At 60.5% G+C, this 22,257-nt stretch carries 16 protein-coding genes and 1 pseudogene; 6 read left to right on the forward strand and 11 right to left on the reverse strand.

Annotated elements, in window-relative coordinates; all coding sequences use genetic code 11:
• Positions 1 to 205: hypothetical protein (locus PseAD21_RS29895; RefSeq protein ID WP_218244987.1), on the forward strand; the 205-nt coding region annotated here is incomplete at its 5' end.
• Positions 206 to 386: 181 nt separating this feature from the next.
• On the opposite strand, the gene PseAD21_RS25450 is transcribed toward PseAD21_RS29895, so the two are convergent.
• A complete protein-coding gene (locus PseAD21_RS25450; RefSeq protein WP_102358541.1) occupies positions 387 to 956 on the reverse strand; it encodes a HutD family protein in 570 nt (189 codons plus the stop codon).
• Positions 953 to 1,663 carry a histidine utilization repressor gene (hutC, locus tag PseAD21_RS25455; protein ID WP_163013658.1) on the reverse strand — a complete coding sequence of 237 codons (711 nt, stop codon included), beginning with the start codon at positions 1,661 to 1,663 and terminating at the stop codon, positions 953 to 955. Before hutC ends, PseAD21_RS25450 begins: the two co-directional genes overlap by 4 nt.
• Positions 1,664 to 1,809: 146 nt before the next feature.
• On the opposite strand from hutC, the gene PseAD21_RS25460 reads away from it, so the two are divergent.
• Positions 1,810 to 3,174, forward strand: a complete 1,365-nt coding sequence (locus tag PseAD21_RS25460; protein WP_102358542.1) for a formimidoylglutamate deiminase — start codon at positions 1,810 to 1,812, stop codon at positions 3,172 to 3,174.
• A gap of 132 nt (positions 3,175 to 3,306) precedes the next feature.
• On the opposite strand, the gene PseAD21_RS25465 is transcribed toward PseAD21_RS25460, so the two are convergent.
• Positions 3,307 to 3,876, reverse strand: coding sequence for a lipocalin family protein (locus PseAD21_RS25465; RefSeq protein ID WP_102358543.1), 570 nt, complete (start codon positions 3,874 to 3,876; stop codon positions 3,307 to 3,309).
• A 31-nt stretch (positions 3,877 to 3,907) separates the two neighbouring features.
• The gene (locus tag PseAD21_RS25470) at positions 3,908 to 4,162 is read right to left on the reverse strand and encodes a hypothetical protein (RefSeq protein ID WP_025110911.1); all 255 of its coding nucleotides are present in this window, start codon (positions 4,160 to 4,162) and stop codon (positions 3,908 to 3,910) included.
• A gap of 417 nt (positions 4,163 to 4,579) precedes the next feature.
• Here PseAD21_RS25470 and PseAD21_RS30375 point away from each other — a divergent pair.
• Together PseAD21_RS30375 and PseAD21_RS30380 are read left to right on the forward strand one after the other, a co-directional pair.
• Positions 4,580 to 5,479 (forward strand): annotated as a pseudogene (locus PseAD21_RS30375) (cache domain-containing protein); the annotation flags it as partial.
• 93 nt (positions 5,480 to 5,572) lie between these two features.
• The gene (locus PseAD21_RS30380; RefSeq protein WP_371748298.1) at positions 5,573 to 6,337 is read left to right on the forward strand and encodes a methyl-accepting chemotaxis protein; all 765 of its coding nucleotides are present in this window, start codon (positions 5,573 to 5,575) and stop codon (positions 6,335 to 6,337) included.
• A 134-nt stretch (positions 6,338 to 6,471) separates the two neighbouring features.
• Here PseAD21_RS30380 and PseAD21_RS25480 read toward each other — a convergent pair whose 3' ends face one another.
• The 5 genes from PseAD21_RS25480 to PseAD21_RS25500 form a co-directional block, all read right to left on the reverse strand.
• Positions 6,472 to 7,074, reverse strand: a complete 603-nt coding sequence (locus tag PseAD21_RS25480) for a DUF924 family protein (RefSeq protein WP_102358545.1) — start codon at positions 7,072 to 7,074, stop codon at positions 6,472 to 6,474.
• Between the two features lie 3 nt (positions 7,075 to 7,077).
• Positions 7,078 to 8,088, reverse strand: a complete 1,011-nt coding sequence (locus PseAD21_RS25485) for a class 1 fructose-bisphosphatase (protein ID WP_025110914.1) — start codon at positions 8,086 to 8,088, stop codon at positions 7,078 to 7,080.
• A 342-nt stretch (positions 8,089 to 8,430) separates the two neighbouring features.
• Positions 8,431 to 9,795: a DUF3999 domain-containing protein gene (locus tag PseAD21_RS25490; protein WP_102358546.1), complete on the reverse strand. Its 1,365-nt coding sequence runs from the start codon at positions 9,793 to 9,795 to the stop codon at positions 8,431 to 8,433.
• Positions 9,792 to 13,376 (reverse strand): DUF2339 domain-containing protein, encoded by a 3,585-nt coding sequence (locus PseAD21_RS25495; RefSeq protein WP_102358547.1) that lies wholly within the window; start codon positions 13,374 to 13,376, stop codon positions 9,792 to 9,794. Before PseAD21_RS25495 ends, PseAD21_RS25490 begins: the two co-directional genes overlap by 4 nt.
• A gap of 254 nt (positions 13,377 to 13,630) precedes the next feature.
• On the reverse strand, positions 13,631 to 16,081 hold the full coding sequence (locus PseAD21_RS25500; RefSeq protein WP_102358548.1) for a glycogen/starch/alpha-glucan phosphorylase: 2,451 nt from the start codon (positions 16,079 to 16,081) through the stop codon (positions 13,631 to 13,633).
• A gap of 259 nt (positions 16,082 to 16,340) precedes the next feature.
• Here PseAD21_RS25500 and PseAD21_RS25505 point away from each other — a divergent pair, with 259 nt between their 5' ends.
• Positions 16,341 to 16,778, forward strand: a complete 438-nt coding sequence (locus PseAD21_RS25505) for a YkgJ family cysteine cluster protein (RefSeq protein ID WP_025110918.1) — start codon at positions 16,341 to 16,343, stop codon at positions 16,776 to 16,778.
• Positions 16,779 to 17,005: 227 nt separating this feature from the next.
• Here the strand turns inward: PseAD21_RS25505 and typA are convergent, their stop codons facing one another.
• The gene (gene typA / locus PseAD21_RS25510) at positions 17,006 to 18,826 is read right to left on the reverse strand and encodes a translational GTPase TypA (RefSeq protein ID WP_102358549.1); all 1,821 of its coding nucleotides are present in this window, start codon (positions 18,824 to 18,826) and stop codon (positions 17,006 to 17,008) included.
• Between the two features lie 139 nt (positions 18,827 to 18,965).
• Positions 18,966 to 20,420, reverse strand: a complete 1,455-nt coding sequence (gene thiI, locus PseAD21_RS25515; RefSeq protein ID WP_102358550.1) for a tRNA uracil 4-sulfurtransferase ThiI — start codon at positions 20,418 to 20,420, stop codon at positions 18,966 to 18,968.
• Between the two features lie 328 nt (positions 20,421 to 20,748).
• On the opposite strand from thiI, the gene glnA reads away from it, so the two are divergent.
• Entirely contained in the window at positions 20,749 to 22,155 is a 1,407-nt protein-coding gene (gene glnA, locus PseAD21_RS25525) for a glutamate--ammonia ligase (protein ID WP_003220788.1), read from the forward strand.
• The last annotated feature ends 102 nt before the right edge of the window (positions 22,156 to 22,257 follow it).

Here is a 22,257-nt window from a genome sequence, read left to right on the forward strand (position 1 = left end):
CAGCGATCAATTCAAACCAACCCTGGTGGTGGGCAAGCGGCTTTTGCGCCTCTTGGCGCGACAAGCGAATCAGTGGACGCCGCGGGAGTCTCAAGTGACCCATACGCATACGTCTTTACTTGTACATACAAGCATATGCAATCGAGCGGCCAACTTGTTGGAGAGCGGTTCAGGAAAATCGCGGACAGGGCTGAAGACCGCCTGACACAAGGGTTCTGGCGTTGATGAAAAATTTAGCGGGATGTTTGGAGGAAGTGCACAGCGGCTACGAAAGCGTGGTTTTGCGCCACGCTGGGGCGTTCGGTAACAAGTTGGTGCGCAGAGGGAAACAGGAGAGGGATAGCTTTTGTGGTGAGGGGATTTATCCCCTCACCACAGGGTTTTGTTCAGTTCTGGAGGAGTTCGATCACGCAGCAAGCGGCATTGGTGGAGACTTCGACCAATTCGCTGTTACCGTCCAGTTGCACACAGTCATGTCGACCGAGCTGTGCCGTGCTGTCACCGACCTGCACTTGCAGCAACTCACTGACACTGAACACCAACACCGTCCCCGCCGAACTGAAAAACCGCTGCTCTCCCTCCAGCCACTGCAACCGCGCGCGGTAACGCTGCGGCGCGTAAATCAGGTTGAAATCGCGGATTGCCCCGCCGAGCAAGGTGCAGGACACCTGGCTCTCGCCGCTGAACGCAAACGGGTCCAGAGGTAACAGCGGGCGCGTGTCATCACCGTCAACACACAGGGTCATGCCATCACCCTGCAGTACCGTGATCACCCGCTGGTAACCGGCAAAGGTCGAAAAACCGCCCGACTCGGCAATGTCGGCAATCGACAGACGCCAGCCGAAACCCTCAAGGCCGGCGCCCGCGTCACGGGTGATTTCTTCGGTGCTGCCACCGCCGTTTTTCCACGGCATGCGTGGGTAGCCTTCGGCGCGTAAAACCTTCAAACCATTCATTTATGAAAGCGTCCTTCCAGACGATGACGAGAACCCGGATGAATCAAACGTGCCGCCGTCACCGGCTGACGTCCCGACCAGGTACGACGGCGGATCAACAGGCACGGTTCGCCTTTTTCGATCTGCAGCAACTTGCACTCGGACGGCTCGGCGAGGATCGCTTCGACCACGTGCTCGCCTTCGGTCAGCGGTGCCACCTGGTTGAGATAGGCATAAGGGGTTTGCAGGGTGAAGTCCTGCTTGAGGTACTCCGGGGCGACCAGAGCATTGACGAAACGGTCTTCGATTTGCACCGGAATGTCGTTTTCGTAATGCACGATCAGCGAGTGGAACACCTTCTGCCCTTCACGCATGTCCAGCGCCAGTGCACGCTCGGAACCGGCGGCCTCTTCTTCGAGGGTGATCACCTGACAGGTGTGGCGATGGCCACGAGAGGCGATTTCGTCGGCGATGTTGTGCACTTCGAACAGCGCGGACTGGCTTTTCGGTTCAGCGACGAACGTACCGACGCCTTGCATGCGCACCAGCAGGCCGTCGGCGGTCATCTCACGCAGGGCCCGATTGATGGTCATACGGCTGAAACCGAGTTGATTGACCAGTTCGCTTTCCGACGGCACGCGGTAGTGCGGCGGCCAGTTACCGCTGTCGATCTGCTGGGTGATCATCTGTTTGACGCGAGCGTACAAGGGCGCCGGACTGTCGCCCATGTTCGCGGCCAACGGGGAGACTGGAGGCGGAGTCGGCACGGTTGATCCCTGTTCTTTGGATGAAGGTTGCTAGCTTGCCGGAGTTTACCGGGCAGGCAAACGTCTGTATATGTATATACAAATAACACACGATGGGGTGCTGAACCATGTCCGCCTTCTTTGCCGAACGCGCGCTGCTGCCTAACGGATGGGCCAACAATGTACGTCTGGAGGTCAGCGCCGATGGCGTATTGACCCAAATCCTGGCCGATTCCACCGCAGACGGCGCCGAACGGCTGAGCGGTCCGCTACTGCCGGGCATGCCGAACCTGCACTCCCACGCGTTCCAACGCGCGATGGCGGGCCTGGCCGAAGTGGCCGGCAACCCCAATGACAGTTTCTGGACCTGGCGCGACCTGATGTACCGGCTCGTAGGGAAAATCAGCCCGGAGCAACTCGGGGTAATCGCCCGTCAGCTGTACATCGAAATGCTCAAGGCCGGATACACCTCGGTCGCTGAATTTCACTACGTGCATCACGACCACAACGGCCAGCCTTACGCCGACCCGGCTGAACTGGCGTTGCGCATCAGCCAGGCCGCAAGTGACAGCGGCATCGGTCTGACCCTGCTGCCGGTGCTCTACAGCCACTCGGGTTTCGGCGGGCAGACGCCGAACGACGGCCAGCGCCGCTTCATCAACAGCACCGAAAACTACCTGAAGCTGCAATCGCGCCTGCAACCACTGCTGGCGCAGCAAAAGGCGCAATCGCTAGGGCTGTGCTTCCACTCGTTGCGCGCAGTCACCCCGCAACAGATCAGCGAAGTGCTGGCAGCCAGTGACAAGCAGTGCCCGGTGCACATTCACATCGCCGAACAGCAAAAGGAAGTCGATGACTGTCTGAGCTGGAGCGGTCGTCGTCCGTTGCAATGGCTCTATGAAAACACCGAGGTCGATCAGCGCTGGTGTCTGGTCCACGCCACCCACGCCAACCCGGAAGAAGTCACGCTGATGGCCAAGAGTCGCGCCATTGCCGGCCTGTGCCTGACGACTGAAGCCAACCTTGGCGACGGGATTTTCCCGGCGGTGGATTTCCTCGCGCAGGGCGGACGCATGGGCATCGGTTCCGACAGCCATGTGTCGCTCAGCGTGGTCGAGGAACTGCGTTGGCTGGAATACGGTCAGCGTCTGCGCGATCAGCGGCGCAATCGCCTGTATGGCGCAGATCAGCCAATGGTCGGGCGCACGCTGTATGACGCGGCGCTGGAGGGCGGCGCCCAGGCACTGGGGCAACCGATTGGCGCGCTGGAAGTCGGCAAGCGTGCGGACTGGATCGTGCTCGATGGCAATGACCCGTATCTGGCGACGGCCAGTGGTGACGGGATTTTGAATCGCTGGCTGTTTGCCGGCGGCGATCGTCAGGTGCGCGATGTATTGGTCAATGGCCAGTGGGTTGTACGTGATGGCCGGCATGCTGGCGAAGAAGACAGTGCGCGTGCCTTCACCCAGGTCCTGCGTGACCTCCTGGGCTGACAGCTGATCGTTCCCACGCTCTGCGTGGGAATGGCAGCCCGGGACGCTCTGCGTCCCACAAGCGGACGCGGAGCGTCCATTGAGACACTCCCACGCGGAGCGTGGGAGCGATCATTGGTTTTGTGGTGTTCTTTAGTTTGAAGTCTTGGCCATCTGCCGATCCGACGCCCGCCAGATCAGTCGCGTGGTGTCATAACCTTGCTGACGAGCCTTGCTCAGCAGCTCTTCACGCACCACACCGTTGACGGTCGGCGTGCGTGACAGCAACCACATGTACTTGCGGCTCGGGTCGCCGACGATGGCGGTCTTGTAGTCATCGCTGACGTACAACACCCAGTATTCGCCTTTCGCCACACCCGGAATCAGGCGCGAGAACCAGGTATCGAACTCGACCCACAACTTGTCGGTCTTGCCCGGCACCTGTGGATAAGCCGTGCCCTTGACCTCTTCCCATTGCCAGTCCGCAGTCAGGCAGCGATTGAGTACATCGACGTTGCCATCGGGCTTGAGCGAGTAATGCGCTTCGGATTGCGCGCAATCGCGCTGGAAGTACATCGGCAGGCGCGCCAGTTCGTACCAGGTGCCCTGGTAACGCTTGAGGTTGACGCTGTGGACTGTCTTGGGCGCCAGCGGATCTTCACCGTGTGTGGCGCAGCCGGCCAGTACCAGGCCGGCAAAAAAGACAAACAATAACCGCTTCATTATTTTTCTCCCGCGGGCGCGTAGCCCCGGTTTACTTCAGGCCTTGGCCGGAAAACATCAACACTTTGTCACCGGCATACTGCACGCTGATAAAGCTTTTCTGGTCGCCCCAAGTGCAACTGGACATGCCGAGCGCACCCGAGCAGTCGGTGGGTTTGCCGAGCAGCGTCTCAACTTCGGCCTTGGCCATGCCGGCCGAAAGCCTGGAATAGTTTTCCTGATTGACCTTGCTGCACGCGGCCAACAGCACGCAAAAAGTCAGAAGGGCGATAGATCGCAGCGACATGAAGTAACTCCTGGAGCGGAAGGGGGATGGCATGGCGCCAACCAGAAGCTTAGAAGAGAAAACCCCTGTCTGGTTCCCCACGCCGATGGCTATTTATTGCTCCGCTCGTCTGGCATTTAGCGCCCAATCAGCGACTTTTTGCAGCGATTGAGCATTTCGTCGCATTTCCCGAAAACCGCCTAATCTTTGGCGCGACGCAGTCGAAATAAGAGCAGCGCAAAGCCCCCGAGTATGGCAAATTGCCGCCACTTCTTGACCAGCCCCTTCGCGGTAGTTCATTCGATGACCAGAAACATGAAATTCAGCCACAAGATCTTGTTGGCTGCCGCCCTCGTGGTGGCCGTTGCGTTCGCCTGTTTCATTTTCTTCAACGACTATCGACAACGCGAAGCCCTGAGCAGCAGCACCGAAGCGTCGATGCAGGAACTGGGCAGCCTGACCACCAGCAACATCCAGACCTGGCTGGAGAGTCGCATCCAGTTGCTGCAATCGCTGTCACAGCAAGTCGCCGCCGACGGCAGCGCACCCGCCAGCCTGAAACGCATCATCGACCTGCCCGCCTACACCGGCAATTTCCAGCTCAGCTACTTCGGCGGTACCGACGGCGTGATGTTCTCCGTGCCCGCCGGCAACCGCGCGCCGGACTACGACCCGCGTGCCCGTGGCTGGTACAAGGCAGCCAACAGCACCCAGCAGACCATCGTCACCGAACCCTACATCGCCGCCTCGTCGGGCAAACTGGTGATCACTGTCGCCACCCCGGTACAGCGTCAGGGCCAGATGATCGGTGTGGCCGGTGCGGACATCGACCTGACCAGCGTCAGCGCAATCATCAACTCGCTGAACTTCGGTGGCCATGGCCACGCGTTCATTGTCAGCAGCGAAGGCAAGATCCTGATTCACCCGGACAGCAAACTGGTGCTCAAGACCCTCGCCGAGGCCTATCCGAACGGCGCACCGAAAGTCAGCCCGGGCCTGAAAGAAGTCGAATTCGACGGCAAGACCCAACTGGTCTCGTTCACCCACATCAACGGCGTGCCTTCGGCCGACTGGTATGTGGCGCTGGTGCTGGACAAGGACACCGCGTTTTCGATGCTCAGCGAATTCCGCACCTCGGCGCTGATCGCCATGGTGATTGCCGTAGTGATCATCATCGCCCTGCTCGGCATGCTGATCCGCGTGTTGATGCAACCACTGCTGACCATGGGCCGCGCCATGCACGACATCGCCGAAGGTGAAGGCGATCTGACCAAGCGTCTGGTGATTCACGGTAACGACGAGTTCGGCGCACTGGGCACTTCGTTCAACCGTTTCGTCGAGCGTATCCACACTTCGATTCGCGAAGTGTCCTCGGCCACCGGCCAGGTCAATGAAGTTGCCCTGCGCGTGGTCGCGGCCTCGAACTCGTCGATGTACAACTCCGACCAGCAGTCCAGCCGCACCAACAGCGTGGCCGCCGCAATCAACCAGCTCGGCGCCGCCGCCCAGGAAATCGCGCAGAACGCCGCCCTCGCCTCGCAACACTCCAGCGATGCGCGCAGCCTGGCGGTCGACGGTCAGCAGGTGGTGGATAAAACCATTCAAGCCATGCAGCAACTGTCGGCGAAGATCAGCGACTCCTGCGGCAACATCGAAACGCTGAACAGCAACACGGTGAACATCGGCCAGATTCTGGAAGTGATCACCAGCATCTCGCAGCAGACCAACCTGCTGGCGCTCAACGCCGCGATCGAGGCAGCCCGCGCCGGTGAGGCCGGTCGTGGTTTCGCCGTGGTCGCTGACGAAGTGCGCAACCTCGCACATCGCACCCAGGATTCGGCGCAGCAAGTGCAGAAGATGATCGAAGAACTGCAGGTCGGCGCACGACAGGCGGTGAGCATCATGACCGAGAGCCAGCGCGAGAGCGAAAGCAGCGTCGGTATCGCCAACCAGGCCGGCGAACGTCTGGGCAGCGTGACCCAGCGCATCGGCGAGATCGACGGGATGAACCAGTCGGTGGCCACCGCGACTGAAGAGCAGACCGCCGTGGTCGAGTCGATCAACGTTGATATCAACGAGATCAACACGCTGAACCAGGAAGGCGTGGAGAACCTGCAGGCGACCTTGCGCGCGTGCTCGGATCTGGAGCAGCAGGCGGCACGGTTGAAGCAGTTGGTGGGCAGTTTCAGGATTTAAGGCGCGGCCACTGGCCTCTTCGCGAGCAAGCCCGCTCCCACAGGGATCTTCGGTGTTAACACAATGTGTGTTCCACCATAAGGCACTGTGGGAGCGGGCTTGCTCGCGAAGACGGCAGCAGCCTTAACGCAAGTTTAGAATCGGGAACCTGGCCCGGCGAGGAACTCAAGTTCTTCCGCCGTCGACTCCCGCCCCAACACCGCATTGCGATGCGGAAACCGTCCAAACCGCGCAATCACTTTCTGGTGCCGCTCGGCATAGTCCAGGTTGTCAGCGAACACCGCCCGCTCACTTTCCGGCTGTTCAGCCACCAGATCGATAAACCGCGAAACGGCTTCGTTCTGCACCGCGAGGTTTTCGCAGTGTTCGAACACCAGATAAATGAATACCCGCTGAATCGGCTTCAGTTGCCGGTCGAAGTCCGCAGCAATGCCTTGCGCGACGAGTTTTTGCGCGCGCAGATCACCGGAAAAGGCTTTGGGAGAGTCGCGAAAGATCATTCGCGGCAGTTGATCGAGCAGCAACACCACGGCCAGCCAACCTTCGGGACGTTGCGCCCACTCGGTCAATTCGCCGGCGAGGGCCTGATCGACAAAGACCCCGAAACGCTCACGCGCTTCGAGGTCTTGGCTGTCTCGCTTGCCGAACCACAACGTGCCCTTGTCAGCCGATACCTCGTCGGGTGATTCGGCGTGTCCGAACCACCAATCGAGCAACGGCTGCCAGGGCGCGTTCATGGCTTATTCCTTGTGGTAGGCCGTAGCGCGGGCGACTTCTTCTTTCGAGCCGAGGAACACCGCTACGCGCTGGTGCAGGCCTTCGGGCTGAATATCGAGGATCCGCTGGTGACCGTCGGTGGACGCGCCGCCGGCCTGTTCCACCAGGAACGACATCGGGTTGGCTTCGTACATCAGACGCAGTTTGCCCGGCTTCGACGGCTCGCGGCTGTCACGTGGGTACATGAACAGGCCACCACGGGTCAGGATGCGGTGTACGTCGGCCACCATCGCCGCAACCCAACGCATGTTGTAGTTCTTTTTCAGCGGACCTTCTTCGCCGGCCAGCAGTTCGCTGACGTAGCGTTGTACCGGGGCTTCCCAGTGGCGCTGGTTGGACATGTTGATCGCGAATTCCTGGGTCGATTCAGGAATGGTGATGTCTTCGTGGGTCAGGACGAAGCTGCCCATTTCGCGGTCCAGGGTGAAGCCTTTGACGCCGTCACCGAGCGTCAGCACCAGCATGGTCTGCGGGCCGTAGATCGCATAACCGGCAGCGACTTGCTGGGTGCCTGGCTGCAGGAAGGCTTTTTCGTTCAGCGGCTCGTTCTGGCTCAGGTATTCGTTCGGGCAACGCAGTACCGAGAAGATGGTGCCGACCGGGGCGTTGATGTCGATGTTCGACGAGCCGTCCAGTGGGTCGAATACCAGCAGGTACGCGCCTTTCGGGTATTTGCCCGGAATCTGGTAGGCATTGTCCATTTCTTCGGACGCCATGCCGGCCAGGTGACCGCCCCATTCGTTGGCTTCGAGCAGGATTTCGTTCGACAGGACGTCGAGCTTCTTCTGCACTTCGCCTTGGACGTTTTCAGTGCCCATGCTGCCCAGAACACCACCCAGGGCGCCTTTGGACACGGCGTGGCTGATCTCTTTGCAGGCACGCGCCACCACTTCGATCAGGAAGCGCAGATCGGCAGGAGTGTTATTGCTGCGGGTCTGCTCAATCAAATAGCGACTCAGGGTAACGCGGGACATGGACGGCTCCGGTGGAATGGGGGGCTAAAAACCCGCGCAGTTTACAGGGAGTCTGAAAACGTAGCGAGCGATGACGCCCGGTAACGTGCATTGGGGCGCAATTGCTTGTATCAGACGTGATCGGGTCGAGAGAGTTCAGGCGCCGCCATCAGCGTAGTTCGAATCGGGACGGGCGGTGCATGTCGCACTGTGCCCGGTCAGAAATTTTTGTTGCCTGACCGGGCGCCTTCGCGAGCGAGCCCGCTCCCACAGGGGATCTCGATTGAACACAAACCTTATGCCCACTGAAGATCTCCTGTGGGAGCGGGCTTGCTCGCGAATGGCGCGCAGCGCCAGCCATTCTCAGGAGTTGGTAGGCGGCTTGCGCAACAGGCTCGCCGCCATCGCCCCGAGGAACACCACGCTCACCAACAACACCGCCCACAAACCGATTTTCTTCCAATGGGTCTCGGCCACGGCCGCCGTGGTTGCTGGTGAGGTCTGCGTGGCAAGCACTTCGCCCTGCACCGTTGCCTTGCCCAGCGTCGCGAGTTTCTCCGGTTTGAAATCCGGAATCAGCGTGGTCAGCGGCAGGTTCGCCGTTTTCACAGTCGGATTGCCCAGCACCAGGCTGTAAGGCCCTTCGCCGCGTGCGAGAAAGATCACCTGCGTCGCCCGCACCGCGTATTTCAGGCTCGGTGCCTGCTCGCCCAGACCGCCGCCGCGCTCATCCACGCTCAGTTTCAACTGCTGTACGGTCTGCCCGTACAGCTGCAATTCGTTCTGCACCACGTCCTGACCGTTCTGCGTCAGGCGATATAGTAAACCGTTGCTCAGCGTCTGCCATGGCAGGCTGCTCTCGCGCCGGCCTGCGAGGGTAACCGGGGCCAGGCTGTTCGGTTGCTTGAGATCAACCTGCACCCGTTCGACGTTCAGCCCCATCGGCAACTGCCAGGTGTACTCGCCGGCCTTGGTGCTGCTGCCGGCCAGCGCTTGCGACCAGACCAACGGCAGCGGCACGTTGCGCGGATCGCTGCTTTTCAGTTGCGCCGAGGTCAGGCTCGGCGCCGACGTCGGCGCATCCCACAGCAGACGCAGATACCGCGCCGATTGCCCCGGCAGCGCCACTTCGTGCTGTTCGATACGCTCATCGGAAAAGGTCAGCCGCGCAACCTGCCCCTCACCCCACGCCTGCCAATGCTGCAAATCATCACTGGCTTCGATGCTGAAGCGCTGGAAGCCGTCCCGCTCGCTGGTCCAGTCGAGAATCAACTGCTGCAACGGCGCCTTGATCGCACTGGCATCGAGCAGCCAGCCACGCAGCACTTCCTCGCCAGCCTCCAGTTGGCTGGACGGCTGCACTTCCACCAGCGTGCCGGTGGTGGTCGATTGCACGCGCACGTTCGGCGCGCGTTCGCTGGCATCGGCGGTGTTGTACAGAGGGAACCACTTCACTTCATGCAACTGACCGTCGTCACGGGTCTGCGCCGATTCACGGGCCAGGGCGTAGGCTTGCGGTTCGCCCGCGGCGTTGAACACCCGCAGGTCGCTCAGATCGGTCTGGCGTGCCTGCAATTGCGCGCTCAACGGCAGTTCGAGGCGATACCAGGGGCCGTTGCCACTCACCGCCAGCGGCACCTGTGTGGCGAAGTCCGCCGGTTTTTCCTGGGCGCCGGCAGCCATCACCACGCCCAGCGCCAACCACCCCAGATTCAGCATGCGACTCAAGATGAAACTCCTTCGGTGTCCGGAACGGGCTTGTCCGCCGCCGGTTCGGTTTCGACGCGCTTGGGCGGCAGCGGGGCAAAGTAGCCCACCACCAGCAGCAGCACGCCGACACCGATAAACGAGACGATCCGCGCGAGGCCGCCACGGTTGCTCAATTCGACAAAAACCAGTTTCGCCACCACCAGCGCAATCAACGCCGCGCCGATCAGCCATACCTCACGTCGATGACGCAGATGCCCGCCGATCATCAGGCCCAGCGCCATCAACGTCCAGACGATGGACAACCCGGCCTGCACCAGCATCGATTCGAGCAACAGGTCCAGCTCGAACGGGATCCCCGCCCAATGGTGCGCAGCCCGGGTCACCAGCGCGGTGCAGAAAGCGAACAGCGAGACCCCGGCGACCAGTTGCGTGGCGTACTCGGCGTAATCCTTGCGCAACGCAAACTGCGTCACGGCATGACGCGACCACACATAAACCCCGAACAGGGCGAACAGCAGGCCCAATTCCAGCGGGTTGATCAGCGGCACGTACGGCAGCGGTTCGGCGTTGCCGTCGCTGACGCCGTTGGCCAGCCAGAACCACGCCAACATCAGTACCGCCAACGGCGCAGCGGCGTACAAACGATATTCGCGAGGGAACGCTGCCACCGGCCACGGCCAGTTGCGCGGAGCCGCCGCCAGCAACAGATACAGGCTCGGCAGGATCGCCCCGCCCAGCCAGCGCCAGGCGTTGTATTGCTCGGACAACAGCAGCAGGCCGTAACGCAACTCCAGCGCCAACACGCCGATCAGCAGCCAGCAGCCGAGCACATGTGCGGTGCTCAAGGCACGTGCCGGCAGCATCGGCGCCAGACGCCGCAAGCTGAAGAAGTGCACGACGAACACCAGTGCCCACGCCAGCCAGCCGACATTCGCCGCCGGGTGATAACGCGCATGCCACGCCGCCAGCAGCACCAGGCCCGCTACCGGAATCAGCAAGGTGCACAGCAGACCCAGCGCCGGCCATTTCAGACGCAACGACAACAGCGTCCACAACGCCACGCTCAGCGCGGCAACCAGCAGCAACAACGTGGCTTGCAGATTCAGCGGCGCAAAACGCAACACCTCGCTGACCCACGCCAGCGCCCACCATCCGGCGCCCCATACCAGCAGCACTTCAGACAAGCGCTGCAAACTCAGCGCATCGAATGCCGAGGCGTGATTGCCCAGTTGCAGGCGCCAGGCACCGATCATCGCCGCCAGCCCCAACACCAGCGGCGTCCAGAATCCGCCATGGGCCAGCGGTCGCAGACCTTCGCTGGACAACGGCCCGAGCAACTCGGGACCGGCCAGCAAAAACGCCGCGCCGCCGATCAACTGCAACAACAAGCCGAAGACAAAACTCACGCGCTGCTTGAGGTACAGGCTCAGCCAGATGATCAACAACCCGCTGGCCGCCCACACTGCGCTCGCGGTTTGCCACGGCAACACGAACAGCACCGCCAGATTGATCAGCACCAAGCCTGCCAACAGCACCACCGACAAACCACGCAGCAGACGCACATCGCCGCGCACCATTTCGTCACGCGCCGCCAGCAGCATGCCCGCGATCAACGCCAGGCCAATCAACGACGCGCTGAGCAACCCGCTCCAGCCGGCGCTGAACACTGCTGCCGAATCTTCACCCGCGCCTTGCAGGCGAAGCAGGAACAACGCACCACCAAGCAGTTGCACGGCGAACGCGGTGAACAGGAATGTGCGTGATTGCAGGCGCAGACCGGCGAACAACGTCACCAATCCGGCCAGCGCCCAACTGATCGCAGTGGCCTGAACAAAGAAGAACAGCGGCGCCAACAGGTACAGGAAGGTCAGGCCCAAAGCCGCCAGCACCGGAAGGCCCTGGCGCTCCCACGGTGAAGCCTGTTCTGGCGCGGCCTTGCGCAGTTGATAGAAACTGAACAGCAACGCGATGCCGAGCATCAGCGCGCCCAAGGGTGCACCGTCGAGCAGGCTGCTCTCGCCGACGCGCAACTGACTGAGGAATGCCAGCGCCGACCCCAGTTGCAGCAGCAAGGCGAACGCCCGGGCGAACGGCCGCTGCTGGCGCAAGCCGAGCCAGAAAATTCCCGCGCCCTCCACCGCCCACGCCGCCGAAGTCCAGCGCGCATCGAGGCCGAGCGGGATCGCCAGACTGGCGAAAATCACCCCCAGCGCCAGACAGGTTTCACCCAGCAACAACGCGCGACCGCCCATCAATACCCGGGCCAGGCCCATGTAGATCACGCCCAGTGCCAGTGCGCTGAACGCGGCGGCGAATTCCAGATGCTGCACCAGCGCAAACTGCAGACCGAAACCCACGATCGGCGGGCCGAACAGCATCGTGCCGTCGACGTAATCGCCCTTGCGGGCCGACCAGTGCAGCAGCGCCTCACGGTCGCCGTCCGCCGGCGCATCGGGCATGTCGAGCAACTTGCGCCGCGCGAACAGCAGGCCGATCGCCAGATACATCAGGAAGAACAGAATCAGGAACGGCTCGGTACTCCACAGCAGCTCTGGCGCATAGGAACGCAGCCCCCAGGCGAAACCGATGCCGAAAGTGCCGACGAAACCGATCAGGTTGAGCAGGCGCCAGGCCTTGAACCAGGCGATGGCGAGAATGCCGGCGTTGAGCAGCGCGAAATAGCTGAACAGCGCGACATGGTTGCCGGCGCCGGTCGAGGTCAGGATTGGCGCGGCGAAACCGCCCAATGCCGCAGCGGCGGCCAGCCCCAGCGCATCCTGGGTGATGGCGAGAATCGCCGAGAACACCGTCACGGCCACCAACAGCCCCAGCGCGGCGGACGGGTCGAGCAACGGGTGCAGGCGCATCGCCGCAAACACCGTCAGGTACAGCACCGCGATCCCGGTGCCCTGCAAGATCAGCGCATAACTGCTGTTGCGTCGACGCAACCACCAGCCCAGCGCCAGCAGGGCCAACGCCGCAGCCGCGACACCGGCATAACGCAATTCGATCGGCACCACCATGCCTTCGGTGGCGTAGCGCAACAGGAAGGCCAGACCGAAGAACAGCAGCACCACGCCGACCCGCAGCACCGTGTTACCGCCGAACAGCCAGTTGCGCGCAGCGCTGATGCCGCGCTCGATGAGGTTCGGGCCACGGGGTTGTGCGGGTTGTGCGGGCTCGTCAGTGATGGCGTCCAGATGCCAGACATCGGCCGGTAGCGGCTGGCTGGTTTCGCTGGCGACGGCGGAGATCGGTTCGAGTTCGTCTGGCAGCTCCCAGACCAATTCAGGGGCCGGGGCATCTTCGGCGATGTCGAGGGGCTCGACGACCGGCTCGCTGAGCGGGTCCGCGCTTGCTGCTGGCACCGCGTGAGAGGGGGAGCCCTCCAGCAGATACAGGCGCTGCGCGACGCCTTGCAAGGCCACCTTCGTCTGCTCAAGTTGGCGCTGTTGCTCCGCCGCCTGCGAGCCAAGCCGGGCGATGCGCAGCGTTTGCCCGATCGCCAGTCCGAGCAGTGCACCCAGTAGCGCGGTGCTGAACGACTCATCGAGCAGCCAGCCGAGCAGCAGCCCGATCAACATGAACATCCATTGCATGGTCGATATCCCTAAGCAGCCCCAAGGCGGGGCAAATCCGGCAATTCAGTCAGTCTAGGCATAAACCTTGTAGGAGTGAGCCTGCTCGCGATAGCGGTATGTCAGTCCATTAATTATGTTGTGACAGTCCGCTATCGCGAGCAGGCTCACTCCTACAGAGATACACGTTCAGACTGAACGGTCCGGTAACCGCCGCTCAGTATATCGATCCGGCCCAACAAACGTTGGGCCTTACGCACATTTGTTGCAGAAAATTACTCCAGTGCCTTCCAGATATCGGTGGCGTACTCGCGAATGGTCCGGTCAGAGGAGAACCAGCCCATCCGCGCCGTGTTGAGCACCGCTGAACGCCACCAGTTATTGGCGTCGTGCCAGTGCGCATCGACGCGCTTCTGTGCTTCCCAGTAAGAGTCAAAGTCGGCGCAAACCAGGAAACGGTCGTAATCCACCAGCGAATCGATCAGCCCGGTGTAGCGCGATGTATCGTCCGGCGAGAACACGCCACTGCGAATCGCTTGCAGCACATCGTTCAGACGATGAGACGCGGCGATGTCCGGCGCGGCGCTGAACTCGTGGTTCTGCTTGCGTGCTTCGACCTGCTGCGCGCTGAGACCAAAGATGAACATGTGCTCGGCACCGATGCGTTCGCACATTTCCACGTTGGCGCCGTCGAGGGTGCCGATGGTCAGTGCACCGTTGAGGCCGAACTTCATGTTGCTGGTGCCCGAGGCCTCGAAACCGGCAGTGGAAATCTGCTCGGACAAGTCCGCCGCCGGAATGATGCTTTCGGCGAGGCTGACGTTGTAGTTGGGCAAAAACACCACTTTCAGCAAACCACGCACGGTCGGGTCGTTGTTCACTACTCGGGCGATGTCGTTGGTCAACTTGATGATCAGCTTGGCCTGGTGATAACTGGCCGCCGCCTTGCCGGCGAAGATCTTCACCCGAGGCACCCAGTCGACTTCCGGCTCGGCGCGAATCGCCTGATACAGCGCCACGGTGTGCATCAGGTTGAGCAACTGACGCTTGTATTCGTGGATCCGTTTGACCTGCACATCGAACATCGCCGCCGGATTGACCGCGATCCCCAGGCGCTCGTGAATCAGATAGGCCAAGGCCTTTTTGCTGTGCAGCCGCTGCTCGGCGAAGGCTTTGCGGAACGCGGGTTTCTCGGCGAACGGTTCGAGATCGAGCAACCGTTCTTCGGGGTTGTCGAGCAAGTCCGGTCCCAGCGCATCGAGCAGCATCGAGGTCAATTCAGAGTTCGCCTGATACAGCCAGCGGCGGAAGGTAATGCCGTTGGTTTTGTTGTTGATCCGCTCCGGGTAGAGCTTGTGCAGTTCGGCAAATACAGTCTTGCGCATCAGCTGCGTGTGCAGCCCGGACACGCCGTTGACGCTGTGCGAGCCGAGGAATGCGAGGTTGCCCATGCGCACGCGGCGCCCATTGTCTTCTTCGATCAGCGACACCGCGCGCAGCACGTCGAAATCGTGAATGCCCTTGGCCCGCAGCGAATCGATGTGCTGGGCGTTGATCAGGTAGATGATCTGCATGTGCCGCGGCAGCATGCGCTCCATCAGGCCGACCGGCCAGGTTTCCAGCGCTTCGGGCAGCAGCGTGTGGTTGGTGTACGACAGTGTGTCGACGGTGACTTGCCACGCCGCATCCCAGGCCACGTCGTAGACATCGACCAGTTGGCGCATCAGTTCGGCGACGGCAATCGAGGGGTGGGTATCGTTGAGCTGAATCGCGGCGTGATCGCCCAGGGTCAGCACCGAGGTGTGCATGTTGCGATGGCGGCGCAGCAAATCCTGCAGGGAGGCGGCGACGAAGAAATACTCCTGACGCAGGCGCAATTCCTGCCCGGCTTCGGTGCTGTCTGCCGGGTAAAGCACGCGGGAAATACTTTCGGCGCGGGCCACTTCAGCCACGGCCCCCAGGTGGTCACCGGCGTTGAAGCGCTCCAGGTGCAGATCTTCCATGGCTCGGGCACGCCACAGGCGCAAGGTATTGACGCTCGCCCCGCGCCAGCCAACCACCGGCGTGTCATAGGCAATCGCCCGGACGGTTTCCGCTGGTGACCAGACCTGCCTGGATTTGCCGCTGGCATCGGTGACGGTTTCGACACTGCCGCCGAAACCGATGGTGTAAACGACTTCCGGCCGCTCGAATTCCCAAGGGTTGCCGAAATCCAGCCAGTGTTCGGTCTGTTCCTGCTGCCAGCCATCGACGATGGCCTGGCGGAACAGCCCGTGTTCATAACGAATGCCGTAGCCGTGACCGGCGATGCCGAGGGTCGACATGCTTTCCATGAAGCACGCCGCCAGACGCCCGAGGCCACCGTTGCCCAGTGCCGCATCCGGCTCCAATAAGCGGATGCGCTCCAGATCGACGCCCAGCTCCGTCAGCGCTTCACGGGCGACATCGAGCAGACCGAGGTTGCTCAGGCTGTCGTAAAGCAAGCGGCCGATGAGAAATTCCAGCGAGAGGTAATACACCCGCTTCTGGCCTTTGCGGTAGATCTGCCGGGTGTGGTCCATCCAGTGTTCGACCATGTGATCACGCGCCGCCAGGGCGATGGCCTCGAACCAGTCATGGTCGAAGGCGTGATCCGGGTCTTTGCCCACCGCGTAGGTGAGCTTGGTCAGGACGGCGTCGCGGAATGCGGCCACCTCTGCTTCGCGAACTAGTGGTTCTTGAGTCATCGATAGGACCTCGAGCGAGCGGGGAATTGTCTGAGCCTAGACGGTCTGACCGACGGTAGAGGCGCTGGTTCGGCAGTTTTTCCGAAGACGGTGAGATAGCCCGGCATTACCTTGGCGAGTGCGCTAATGAATGCAGGGGCCGTGCCGTACTGCCGGCCAGTTGAGCGACATTTGCAAAAATCTGGCGAAAGGTTGTTCAAAAATCCACCAGTCCCGGTATGATCGCGCGCCCTGATGCGCACACGCCTGGTAACTCCCGATGATGAAGCCCAACCTGATTGCCGCCGCCGAGATTGACCGTCTCGATACGTGGGCCAAATATTCGGCCCCGATGTGCGGTTCCTGCATGTCGAGCTGCTGCACGCTGCCGGTCGAGGTCAAGATCAAGGACCTGGTACGCATCGGCGTGGTCGACGAGTTCGAGCTGGGCGACCCACCGAAGAACATCGCCAAGCGCCTGCAAAAGGAAGGGCTGGTCGAGCGCTTCAACCAGAAGTCAGGGATCTTCACTCTGCAGCGCATGAGCAACAATGATTGCTACTACCTGGATCGTAAGAGCCGCCTGTGCACCATTTATGACAAGCGCCCGGACACCTGCCGCAATCACCCCAAGATCGGGCCGCGCCCAGGGTATTGCGCGTACAAGCCGAAAGAAGTCGAGCGTGTGCAGAATTTCCGGGCAATCGAGAAGTTTTGATCTGCCTTGAGATTCTCGGCGGCTGATCGGCCTCTTCGCGAGCAAGCCCGCTCCCACAGTAGATTCTCGGTGAACACAAATCTTGTGTACGCCATCGAACTCCTGTGGGAGCGGGCTTGCTCGCGAAGAGGCCAGCACAAACACCGCACAAACCTCAGTTAAACCCCAGACAAACAAAAACGCCCCCGGTCTCGCGACCGGGGGCGTTTTTTCAAGCTCGGGCTAAATTACGCCTTGGCTTTCTTGGCAGCGCGGGTACGCTCGCTTTCGTCCAGGATCTTCTTGCGAAGACGGATGGACTTAGGAGTCACTTCGCACAGCTCGTCTTCCTGGATGTATTCCAGAGCCTGTTCCAGGGTGAAGCGAACAGGTGGGACCAGAGCGATGGTTTCGTCTTTACCCGAAGCACGCATGTTGTCGAGCTTCTTGCCTTTGGTTGGGTTCACACCCAGGTCGTTGTCGCGGCTGTTCTGACCAACGATTTGACCGTTGTAGATCTCCTGGCCGTGTTCTACGAACAGCTTGCCACGAGCCTGCAGGGTTTCCAGCGAGTAGGTCAGAGCCTTGCCGGTTTCAACCGAAACCAGAACGCCGTTCTGACGGCCGGACATGTGGCCCGACTTGACGGTGTCGTAACGATCGAAGATCGAGGTCAGGATGCCAGCACCGTTGGTCAGGGTCAGGAACTGGTTACGGAAACCGATCAGACCGCGAGCAGGGATGTTGTATTCCAGACGAACACGGCCCTTGCCATCCGGCACCATGTTGCTCAGGTCGCCTTTGCGCAGACCCATCTCTTCCATGACCTTGCCCTGTGCTTCTTCAGGGATGTCGATGGTGACGTTTTCAAACGGTTCTTGCTTGACGCCGTCAACTTCACGAATGATCACTTCAGGACGGCCCAGGGCCAGTTCGAAGCCTTCGCGACGCATGGTTTCGATCAGTACCGAGAGGTGCAGCTCACCACGGCCGGAAACCTTGAACTTGTCAGCGGTATCGCCTTCTTCAACGCGCAGTGCAACGTTGTACAGCAGCTCTTTGTCCAGACGGTCCTTGATGTTACGGGACGTCACGAACTTGCCTTCTTTACCGCAGAATGGCGAGTCGTTTACCTGGAAGGTCATCGAAACGGTTGGCTCGTCAACGGTCAGAGGCTTCATCGCCTCGACAGTGTCCGGGTGGCACAGGGTGTCGGAGATGAACAGCGAGTCCATACCGCTGATGCAAACGATATCGCCTGCTGCAGCTTCTTCAACGTCAACGCGGTGCAGACCGTGGTGACCCATCAGTTTCAGGATACGGCCGTTGCGACGCTTGCCGTCGGCACCGATAGCCACAACCGGGGTGTTCGGCTTGACGCGGCCACGAGCGATACGGCCAACGCCGATAACACCCAGGAAGCTGTTGTAGTCCAGAGCGGAGATCTGCATCTGGAACGCGCCGTCACGGTCAACAGCCGGAGGCGGAACGTGGTCGACTACCGCTTGGTACAGCGGGGTCATGTCTTCAGCCATGGCGGTGTGATCCAGACCGGCGATGCCGTTCAGGGCCGAGGCGTAAACAACCTGGAAGTCCAGTTGTTCTTCGGTCGCACCGAGGTTGTCGAACAGGTCGAAGATCTGGTCCAGAACCCAGTCCGGACGCGCGCCTGGACGGTCAACCTTGTTGATCACCACGATTGGACGCAGGCCGGCTTCGAAAGCCTTCTTGGTCACGAAACGGGTTTGCGGCATAGGGCCGTCTTGAGCGTCAACCAGCAGCAGAACGGAGTCAACCATCGACATTACGCGTTCAACTTCGCCGCCGAAGTCGGCGTGGCCCGGGGTGTCCACGATGTTGATGTGGTAGCCGTTCCAGTTGATGGCGGTGTTTTTCGCCAGAATGGTAATACCGCGCTCTTTTTCCTGGTCGTTGGAGTCCATCACGCGCTCGTCGTTGAGCTCGTTGCGCTCCAGGGTGCCGGATTGACGCAGGAGTTTGTCTACCAGGGTGGTCTTACCATGGTCAACGTGGGCAATGATGGCGATGTTACGTAGATTTTCGATCACTTGTGTATCTCGATCAGAGGATTCGGTTTGCTGACAAGTCTTGGCAGCGATTAACAGTAGTGTCCGGCATGGCCGTTACAGCTTGACGGCGGTGTCGGGGGGCCGGTGACGCAGGCCACAGGCAAACAGCCCCGGGCACTTAGCTCGGTCGATAAACGCGCACATTGGCATGCCCCTCACTGAGCAAATGGTGAGCATGCAGGCGACTCATCACGCCTTTGTCGCAATACAGCAGGTACTGGCGAGTCGGATCCAGCTCCTTGAAACGAGCGTTCACTGCGTAGAACGGCATCGTCTGTACTTCTATGCCGGCGAGTTCCAGCGGGTCATCCTCGGCCGCATCCGGGTGACGGATGTCGATGACGATCTGACCAGCCAGCGCTTCGCCGACTTCTTCGATCTGCAAGTCCTGGCCCAATTCGTCAATCACTCGATCGATCGGCACCAGTTTGGCGTTTTCGAGCGCACGCTCGAGGACCGCCATGTCGAATTCTTTCTCTTCGTGCTCAACGCGGTAGCGTTTGGCGGCGGTCTTCGGATTAACCGAAATGACCCCGCAGTATTCCGGCATGTGCCGGGCGAAATCGGCGGTGCCAATCTCGTTGGCGGTGTCGATGATGTCCTGTTTGTGCGCGACGATCAGCGGGCGCAGGACCAACTTGTCGGTCACGCAGTCGATCACCGACAGGTTCGGCAAGGTCTGGCTCGACACCTGGGAGATCGCTTCGCCGGTCACCAGTGCATCGATGTGCAGGCGGTCGGCAATGGCGGAGGACGCGCGCAACATCATACGCTTCAATACGACGCCCATATGACTGTTATCGACTTTGCCGAGAATTTCGCCCAACACTTCTTCGAACGGAACACTGACAAATAGCACGCGTTGCGAGCTGCCGTACTTCTTCCAGATGAAATGCGCGACTTCCATCACGCCCAATTCATGGGCACGACCGCCCAGATTGAAGAAGCAGAAATGCGCCATCAGGCCGCGGCGCATGATCTGGTAGGCGGCAACCGTCGAGTCAAAGCCGCCGGACATCAATACCAGCGTCTGCTCCAGGGCGCCGAGCGGGTAACCGCCGATGCCGTTGTGCTGGCCGTGGATGACAAACAACCGTTGGTCGCGAACTTCGATGCGAACTTCGATTTCCGGCGCTTTGAGGTCGATACCGGCCGCCCCGCACTCGCGACGCAGCTTGCTGCCGACGTATTTTTCAACGTCCATCGAGCTGAACGGATGCTTGCCCGCACGCTTGCAGCGCACCGAGAAAATCTTCCCGGCCAGCTCATCGCCGTAGTGCTGTTTGCACTTCTCGGTGATGTCGTCGAAGTCGCCCAGCGGGTACTCGTCGATCTGCAGAAAATGCGCAATGCCCGGCGTGCAGATCAGGCGTTCGCCCATCTCTTTCAAGGCTTTGGGGTCGGTAACGCGGGTTTCCAGCTCGAGATTGTCCCACACACCGTTCACCACCACGGCCGGGTCCAGATCGCGGAGCACAGCGCGGATGTTCTTGGCCAACTGGCGGATGAAACGCATCCGGACAGGGCGGCTTTTGATGGTGATCTCGGGGAAGACTTTTACGATTAGTTTCATGAAAACAGCGCGCGCAGGGCCAGCCGAAAAAGGGGGGCGCGGATTATAGCGGAAATTGCTCAAGGTTTAACCAGTTAATATGCAGAAGGTTTCGCATGCACCAAAACGGGTCATTTTCAGATTTGCACGCTACATTAAGGGGCGAGATTTTCCCCTTTATTGCGCTTTGCACCGCTGCCAGCGTGAATTTGGGGCAAAAAACCCATGGTGGGGCACTGGCATGCAATTTGCTCCCTTGTGAGGCAGGTTGCCTTGGCAGAGTATCTGCGCCGGCATCACCCATATTAAGGGCATCCACTACCAAGCCCTAAGCCACCCGGAGGACACTATGTCGAAGTCGGTTCAACTCATCAAAGATCATGACGTCAAGTGGATTGATCTGCGCTTCACGGACACCAAAGGCACTCAGCACCACGTGACCATGCCGGCTCGCGATGCGCTGGAAGACGACTTCTTCGAAGTCGGCAAGATGTTCGACGGTTCCTCCATCGCTGGCTGGAAAGGCATCGAAGCCTCCGACATGATCCTGCTGCCGGACGACGATACTGCCGTTCTCGACCCGTTCACCGAAGACGCGACCCTGATTCTGGTCTGCGACATCATCGAACCGTCGACCATGCAAGGTTACGATCGCGACCCGCGCGCCATCGCTCACCGTGCCGAGGAATACCTGAAGACCACCGGTATCGGTGACACCGTCTTCGCCGGTCCAGAACCAGAATTCTTCATCTTCGACGAAGTGAAGTTCAAGTCGGATATCTCCGGCTCGATGTTCAAGATCTACTCCGAACAAGGTTCGTGGATGTCCGACCAGGACATCGAAGGCGGCAACAAAGGCCACCGCCCTGGTATCAAAGGCGGCTACTTCCCGGTTCCGCCGTTCGACCACGACCACGAAATCCGTACTGCCATGTGCAACGCACTGGAAGAAATGGGCCAGACCGTTGAAGTTCACCACCACGAAGTGGCGACTGCCGGTCAGAACGAAATTGGTGTCAAGTTCAACACCCTGGTGAAGAAAGCTGACGAAGTTCAGACTCTGAAATACGTTGTACACAACGTTGCCGACGCTTACGGCCGCACCGCGACCTTCATGCCGAAGCCACTGTACGGCGACAACGGCTCGGGCATGCACGTGCACATGTCCATCGCCAAAGACGGCAAGAACACCTTCGCTGGCGAAGGCTATGCCGGCCTGTCCGAAACCGCCCTGTACTTCATCGGCGGTATCATCAAGCACGGTAAGGCGCTGAACGGCTTCACCAACCCGGCCACCAACTCCTACAAGCGTCTGGTGCCAGGTTTCGAAGCTCCGGTCATGCTGGCCTACTCGGCTCGCAACCGTTCCGCCTCGATCCGTATTCCTTACGTCAACAGCCCACGCGGCCGTCGTATCGAAGCACGTTTCCCGGATCCGGCTGCCAACCCGTACCTGGCTTTCGCAGCACTGCTGATGGCCGGCCTGGACGGTATCCAGAACAAGATCCACCCAGGCGATGCCGCTGACAAAAACCTGTACGACCTGCCGCCTGAAGAGGCGAAAGAGATCCCACAAGTTTGCGGCAGCCTGAAAGAAGCCCTGGAAGAGCTGGACAAGGGCCGTGCGTTCCTGACCAAGGGCGGCGTGTTCTCCGACGACTTCATCGACGCTTACATCGCGCTGAAATCCGAAGAAGAAATCAAGGTTCGCACCTTCGTACACCCACTGGAATATGAGCTGTACTACAGCTGCTGATCCGGTAGCGCTGCGGCACGCGGCGTGACAAAAAGAGGCCTCCTTCGGGAGGCCTTTTTTGTGCGCGCTCATCCATGGATAATCCGCCGCCTCTGCGCCCGT

Origin of the sequence: Pseudomonas sp. AD21 (assembly GCF_002878485.1) — a bacterium.
Taxonomy (GTDB): Bacteria; Pseudomonadota; Gammaproteobacteria; order Pseudomonadales; family Pseudomonadaceae; genus Aquipseudomonas.

Excerpts from the sequence above, each read along its gene's own strand:
- PseAD21_RS25450 (WP_102358541.1), bottom strand. The coding sequence starts at position 956 with ATGAATGGTTTGAAGGTTTTACGCGCCGAAGGCTACCCACGCATGCCG.
- hutC (WP_163013658.1), bottom strand. The coding sequence starts at position 1,663 with ATGGGCGACAGTCCGGCGCCCTTGTACGCTCGCGTCAAACAGATGATC.
- PseAD21_RS25460 (WP_102358542.1), top strand. The coding sequence starts at position 1,810 with ATGTCCGCCTTCTTTGCCGAACGCGCGCTGCTGCCTAACGGATGGGCC.
- PseAD21_RS25465 (WP_102358543.1), bottom strand. The coding sequence starts at position 3,876 with ATGAAGCGGTTATTGTTTGTCTTTTTTGCCGGCCTGGTACTGGCCGGC.
- PseAD21_RS25470 (WP_025110911.1), bottom strand. The coding sequence starts at position 4,162 with ATGTCGCTGCGATCTATCGCCCTTCTGACTTTTTGCGTGCTGTTGGCC.
- PseAD21_RS30380 (WP_371748298.1), top strand. The coding sequence starts at position 5,573 with ATGTACAACTCCGACCAGCAGTCCAGCCGCACCAACAGCGTGGCCGCC.
- PseAD21_RS25480 (WP_102358545.1), bottom strand. The coding sequence starts at position 7,074 with ATGAACGCGCCCTGGCAGCCGTTGCTCGATTGGTGGTTCGGACACGCC.
- PseAD21_RS25485 (WP_025110914.1), bottom strand. The coding sequence starts at position 8,088 with ATGTCCCGCGTTACCCTGAGTCGCTATTTGATTGAGCAGACCCGCAGC.
- PseAD21_RS25495 (WP_102358547.1), bottom strand. The coding sequence starts at position 13,376 with ATGCAATGGATGTTCATGTTGATCGGGCTGCTGCTCGGCTGGCTGCTC.
- PseAD21_RS25500 (WP_102358548.1), bottom strand. The coding sequence starts at position 16,081 with ATGACTCAAGAACCACTAGTTCGCGAAGCAGAGGTGGCCGCATTCCGC.
- PseAD21_RS25505 (WP_025110918.1), top strand. The coding sequence starts at position 16,341 with ATGATGAAGCCCAACCTGATTGCCGCCGCCGAGATTGACCGTCTCGAT.
- thiI (WP_102358550.1), bottom strand. The coding sequence starts at position 20,420 with ATGAAACTAATCGTAAAAGTCTTCCCCGAGATCACCATCAAAAGCCGC.
- glnA (WP_003220788.1), top strand. The coding sequence starts at position 20,749 with ATGTCGAAGTCGGTTCAACTCATCAAAGATCATGACGTCAAGTGGATT.